The sequence below is a fragment of the Microcoleus sp. Pol8_D6 genome, from assembly GCF_036700965.1.
Classification (GTDB): domain Bacteria; phylum Cyanobacteriota; class Cyanobacteriia; order Cyanobacteriales; family Microcoleaceae; genus Microcoleus.
Genome location: NZ_JAUBPW010000017.1, coordinates 92,773 through 98,772, shown reverse-complemented (window position 1 = coordinate 98,772; position 6,000 = coordinate 92,773). Strand labels below are relative to the sequence as shown.

Annotated in this window: 4 protein-coding genes; all 4 read left to right on the top strand. The window is 46.6% G+C overall.

The window, feature by feature from the left end; genetic code table 11:
• The first annotated feature begins 83 nt into the window (after positions 1-83).
• The 4 genes from QUA10_RS09885 (at position 84) to guaA (ending at position 5,385) form a co-directional block, all read left to right on the top strand.
• Positions 84-383 carry a hypothetical protein gene (locus QUA10_RS09885; protein WP_333082694.1) on the top strand — a complete coding sequence of 100 codons (300 nt, stop codon included), beginning with the start codon at positions 84-86 and terminating at the stop codon, positions 381-383.
• A 244-nt stretch (positions 384-627) separates the two neighbouring features.
• Positions 628-1,866: an IS110 family transposase gene (locus QUA10_RS09880; protein ID WP_333082693.1), complete on the top strand. Its 1,239-nt coding sequence runs from the start codon at positions 628-630 to the stop codon at positions 1,864-1,866.
• A 448-nt stretch (positions 1,867-2,314) separates the two neighbouring features.
• Positions 2,315-3,436: a cobalt-precorrin-5B (C(1))-methyltransferase CbiD gene (gene cbiD / locus QUA10_RS09875; RefSeq protein ID WP_333082692.1), complete on the top strand. Its 1,122-nt coding sequence runs from the start codon at positions 2,315-2,317 to the stop codon at positions 3,434-3,436.
• A 335-nt stretch (positions 3,437-3,771) separates the two neighbouring features.
• Positions 3,772-5,385 carry a glutamine-hydrolyzing GMP synthase gene (guaA, locus tag QUA10_RS09870; protein WP_445243573.1) on the top strand — a complete coding sequence of 538 codons (1,614 nt, stop codon included), beginning with the start codon at positions 3,772-3,774 and terminating at the stop codon, positions 5,383-5,385.
• Positions 5,386-6,000: the final 615 nt, after the last annotated feature.

Here is a 6,000-nt window from a genome sequence, read left to right as displayed (position 1 = left end):
AAAAAAAACGGTCAAGTTGCAATCTTGACCGTTTAAGGAACTGTCTTGGCTAACTGTCCTCTATTCGCATCTACAAATTTACCATGCCAACCAAAAACAAGCACCACATCACCGACTTAATTAAGTTTGCCAGAGAGCAATTTGATGATTTTAGCGACGCCGAAACACAGGAAGTTTTCCTCACGATTAGGGAAGCCAAATCGCGAGGATTATTAGGAAAGCAGCCCCCCGACCGCTGCCTAAGTAAATACATCAATGCGGCCAACCACCTCTTAACCCTTTATTCTACGGATGAATTTACAGCGATTTTGACGCAAAACATTGACTACATCTACGCCTACGTCGCTTTAGTTGCTACCAATTCCATCACGACTACCGCCTGACGAACTCGCACGGACTCTGCGAGCGAAACTCCCCTTAATAAGGGGAAGTCGCGGGATGAGTCGCAAGACAAGTGGCGCTTTAAGAATGAAATTAGCTTAGTTGCTATCCGTCCTTCGTAAGCGCCAGCCCGCACTTCAAACTGGACAAAATAACTGAGCCTTAATCAGTGAAGTAAGCATTAATTTGCTTTTGGGAGATTCGTAGGCTCTCTTGTCCTTTCAACCCTTTCTCTCCCTAAACTAGATGAAATATTTAATCGTAGGCATTGACGTTTCTCGGTCGTCAATTGCCGCGTGCTTTATGCTGGAAAAACCCAGCAATCCCCGTGATGACTACTTCGACGCCGATATCGAAGTGTTTCACTCGAACATTGAAAATTTGAATAGATTAAGAGCAAAAATCGAAAGTTTTAAAGCTGACAAGATTATTGCTATCTGCGAACCAACCGGGATGAATTACGCACACTTGTGGATGAACAAGCTTGCAGACTGGGGCTGCGAGGTACGCATGATTTCCAACAGCAAGCTACCTAATTACAGGTCAGAATTGATGGGGAAAGAAGGCAAGAGCGGGGCAAAGACTGACGACATTGATGCTTTTGCGATTGCCTGCTGGTACTTTGACAAAGGGCCCGATAGCTACCTCAAAATTCGCGACCCCCTCGTCAGTCACATTAAAAACGTTTGTTTGCGACTAGAGCACCTCAACCGAGTACAGAGCCCAATCATCAACAGAATGAGACAAGAGCTTGCGTGGCAATGCCCGGAGATTGCTTTGGTGAAATCGGCAAAATTGCAAGATGACTTGGCGCCGCTGCTGTGGGGCTGGCTGGCTGGCAAACGAAACTCAAAAAAATACGATCGCATTTTGGAGGAAACGATCGGCTCCGGTATCGAACCTCAAACTCGCTGGGCAGCCAAGCAATACTGCGAGATTGAGGAAGAAATTTTCACACTCAAAAAGCAGTTAATAAAATTGATCGACCATCCGCAATTTGAAGAGTACAGACGGATTTTTACAAAATTTGGATTTGGCTACCAACTCCAAGGCTACTTGCTGGGAGCAATCTATCCGATCGAAGATTTCCTCCAAGCCGGACAGCCGGAAGTCAAAATCAGAAAGAATCGGCAGACCGGGAAAGAGTCTAAGCTCAAACTTTCGGAGCGCCGGTTTATGCGAGCAGTCGGGATGGGCGTCGTTCGAGAGGACAGCGGCCAAAAGAAGAAGGGCAAACAGTCAGGCAGTGCGCTCTGCAGGAAAGCGTTGTGGCAATGGTGTTTCACTCGCTTGGAAGTGGCAAAGAATAATCCGCCGTTGGCATTTACTTACGGTCAGGGCAAGGATGCAGAACTCATGTCGCCAGCCGAAAACCTCAAGCGTCGCAAGAAAGGCGGCACCCCGATTAAACTCGCCCGCCAGCGAGTAATTGCCCGGTGTATCCGGGAGTTGTTTAAGGAACTGTGCAGCATCGTCAAAATTTAAAATCTAAAATCCAAAATCCAAAATCTAAAATGCCCGCAGGAGTAATCTGTCTGCGGGCATTTTAATCACCTAAAAAATGTCTACAGTGAAGGACGATCGACTTGCCGAGTATTGCTGAAGGATTATTTGTACCTAATTCCTGGAATCTGTTGGTTCAGTCCTAGCGCTCGCGATCATCGAGATTCCGGGTTGTTTATGGAAATCCCCCGCAGGTGCCCGTAAGGCTTCGGAGTGGGTTATTGGCGAGCCTCTACGAGGGTTCCGCTACCGCACCTCAGAAAAATTGTGGCTGAGATCGGGAACTGCTGGGACAAAATTATTACTTGACAAAAATTACGCTAACTGCAGATAATAGCAAACCCTAGAATTAAACTTAAACGTTTGAGAGATATCACTGCTAAGGTGTGATGTCGATTCTCAGCAAATTTACGGATTTCTGCATTAGATTGTGACCAAAAATCAACCTTTATCCGGGTATACACTGCCAGTATTTGCCTGTGCGGCCGCACTTGCAGCTTTGCGGTGCTTGCGTGAGGGTATTCACTCTCTAGATAGCGTATCAGTAAAATTACTGGAACCGCCAATAACGGTAGAAATTCCGATCGAACAGGCGTCTGTACTTAAAACTGGTATCGCTTTAGGTGTGACTCGCTCCGATCCGGGGGACAATCTCGATCTGACTCGCAATACCCCCGTTTGGGCAATGGTGGAATTGCGGAGAGAAGGAGAGGAGGAACAAATACAGATTGTTGGCGGGGAGGGAATTGGACATCATAAAGCAGGTGGAGGAGCGGCAATCTATGATTACGCAATGCGGCTGTTGCGATCGAATCTGAGCCTAGAACTGTCACCGTCCGAAAAAATTACTGTCACCCTGATTCTGCCGTCTGGGCGGCAACTAGCCACCCGCACTTCTAACGAAGCTTTCGGCGTGGTTGAAGGACTTTCGCTGCTGGGTACAACAGGCATTTCTCAACCGCTGAGTGCCCCTGGACAGTTGGAACTTTATCGCGAACAACTGCAACAAAAAGCCGAACTGTTTGACTGTTTGGTTTTCTGCATCGGCGAAAACGGTTTGGATTTGGCGCGACAACTGGGGATTAATCCTGAGAGGCTAGTCAAAACCGCTAACTGGCTCGGCCCGCTGCTGGTAGAAGCAGGATATCAGGGCGTGCAGTCAATTTTACTGTTTGGCTATCACGGGAAACTGATGAAATTAGCGGCGGGAATTTTTCACACTCACCACCACCTCGCTGACGGGCGCAGGGAAATTCTCACAGCTTACTGTGCTAAAGCTGGAATGCCTGCTGATGCGTGTTCCGCAATTTTTGCCGCAGCGACAGCCGAAGAGGCTCTCGGGCAACTGCGGGCTTTGGACGCCGAGTTTGCGAGCAATTGGGTCGATCAAATTTACGGCGACATCGCCCGACAAATAGACTTGCGGTCATCGGATTGCATTTTTACTCACACTAACTTGCACATCCCCGTGGGCTCGGTGATGTTCGGGCGCGATCGCAAAATTATTGTTAAAAGTGAAATAGGAGATACATTTTTGACCCAAATTTGTTAATGTAGTGTGAATACCCCTGAATTCTGTTTAAAACATCGGTCAGGGAGAATATTTAACAAGTAATAATTCTCTGTCCCTAGACCTTAATTATACTAGGTTGCTTCGGGAAGTTATTTCTGAAGCAAGAATTCAATTAATTAGGGTAAGGAGCGAAGTAAATCTATGCTTGCCTTGTACCCGATTAATAGACTAACATCGCTGACTGCAATCTAGTATAAATAAGATTTATTCCTAGCGACCAATGGTTCCTCGCCTTCCTTAGAATTGTACTGAGACCGCGACAGATACGTCCGCTACTTTCTGCCCAATTATCACTTAGCAATTACGCAATAACCGTGACTACTAAAATAGAAACTGAATCCGTTCTCACAAACTCTTTAATGCAGCAGATTGATCGCCAGATCATCGTGATTCTCGACTTCGGTTCGCAATATTCCGAACTGATTGCTCGTCGAATTCGCGAAACTCAAGTATATTCAGAAGTTATTTCTTACCGCACTACGGCTGAACAGTTAAAAGCTATCAATCCTAAAGGAATTATTCTTTCAGGAGGCCCGAGTTCTGTATACGATGAAAAAGCACCCCACTGCGACCCAGAAATTTGGAATTTGGGAATACCGGTGTTGGGAGTGTGCTACGGGATGCAGTTGATGGTTAAGCAGCTCGGAGGCACGGTTGAGCGCTCGAAATTAGCGGAATACGGCAAGGCATCGCTATTTATTGACGATCCTACGGATTTGCTGACAAATGTCGAAGAGGGCAGCACGATGTGGATGAGCCACGGAGACTCGTGTACTCAACTGCCGACGGGTTTTGAGATCCTCGCTCACACTGACAATACTCCGTGTGCTGCTGTTGCTCACCACGAGAAAAATTTGTACGGTGTTCAGTTTCACCCAGAAGTAGTTCACTCGATCGGGGGAATAGCTTTAATTCGCAATTTTGTTTACCACATTTGCGAGTGCGAACCTACTTGGACGACCGCTACTTTTGTGGAGGAATCGATTCGAGAAATTCGCGCGCAAGTGGGAGATAAACGAGTTTTGTTGGCTCTATCTGGTGGTGTAGATTCTTCTACTTTGGCTTTCTTGCTGCACAAGGCGATCGGCGACCAACTTACCTGTATGTTTATTGACCAAGGGTTTATGCGGAAGTATGAACCAGAACGGTTGGTAAAATTATTTAAAGAGCAATTCCACATTGACGTTGAATATGTTAATGCTCGCGAACGCTTTTTAGCTCAACTTGAAGGGATTACCGATCCTGAAGTAAAACGCAAGCGGATCGGTCACGAATTTATCAACGTATTTGAAGAAGAATCGAAGCGTCTGGGCCCCTTCGACTACCTCGCCCAAGGTACTCTTTATCCTGATGTGATTGAGTCGGCTGACACTAATGCAGACCCGAAAAGTGGCGAGCGAGTTGCTGTTAAAATTAAAAGCCACCACAACGTCGGCGGTTTGCCGAAAGATTTGCGATTTAAGCTGATTGAACCGCTGCGAAAACTGTTTAAGGATGAGGTGCGAAAAGTCGGCCGGTCGATCGGGCTTCCCGAAGAAATCGTGAACCGACAACCTTTCCCCGGCCCGGGATTGGCGATTCGGATTATAGGAGAAGTTACCGCAGAGAGACTAAATATTTTGCGGGATGCTGACTTCATTGTTCGCCAAGAAATTAACCGGCACGGATTGTACGGTGAACTTTGGCAAGCTTTTGCAGTTTTGCTGCCGATTCGCAGTGTAGGCGTGATGGGCGATCAGCGCACTTATGCTTACCCGATCGTTCTGCGATTTATTAAGAGTGAAGACGGGATGACGGCTGACTGGGCGCGGGTTCCTTACGATTTGTTGGAACTGATCTCGAACCGGATTGTGAATGAGGTTAAGGGGGTGAACCGGGTGGTTTACGATATTACTTCTAAGCCGCCGGGAACGATCGAGTGGGAGTGATTTCTAGTTAGGGATTAAGTAGGCGGACTAATTTTTTGTCTGTCTACTTATTTTGATTTTGGATCAAAGGGCGATTCCCTACGGGATAGCTACGCTTCACGGGATTCAGGGGATGGGGGAGTGGGAAGGGCGATCGCTTTTATAGAACCCATTTGACATTTTTTACTGTATTGAAGTAAAGTGACTGCAAAATTCGTATCCAGCAGTTATGCCATACTCTAGCAGCCTCACAGACGAAGAGTGGATCATCCTCGAATCCTTGTTTTTTCCGGTTGTGGCCAGGTAGGGGAAGAGAACGGGCAAATGCTTGGATATAGACGTGCAAAATCCTCGTCAGTAATTTTGAGAGAACTCTAGTTGATGCAAGTGTTAAGGTTAATCTTTGTTTTATTACAAGACTTTGGACAGTTTTTGATAACCAACCGTAGAATATCGCTTTCAAGGTGATTCGGCAATCGAACTACCAAGGAAAAATCAAGGGTTTCAGACTAGTAACTAAAAACTCTCCCGACTATTGTTATTAGGCTGATGCTGATCGGGCTTGCAGCCGCTTATATCTCACATAGGTTCTGTAAACGTTCGCCAGTTGAGCTACGATCGTACTTTTGAACGTGC

What these genes read in the sequence shown, in the direction of transcription:
- QUA10_RS09885 (WP_333082694.1), top strand. Translation starts at nt 84, where the DNA reads ATGCCAACCAAAAACAAGCACCACATCACCGACTTAATTAAGTTTGCC.
- QUA10_RS09880 (WP_333082693.1), top strand. Translation starts at nt 628, where the DNA reads ATGAAATATTTAATCGTAGGCATTGACGTTTCTCGGTCGTCAATTGCC.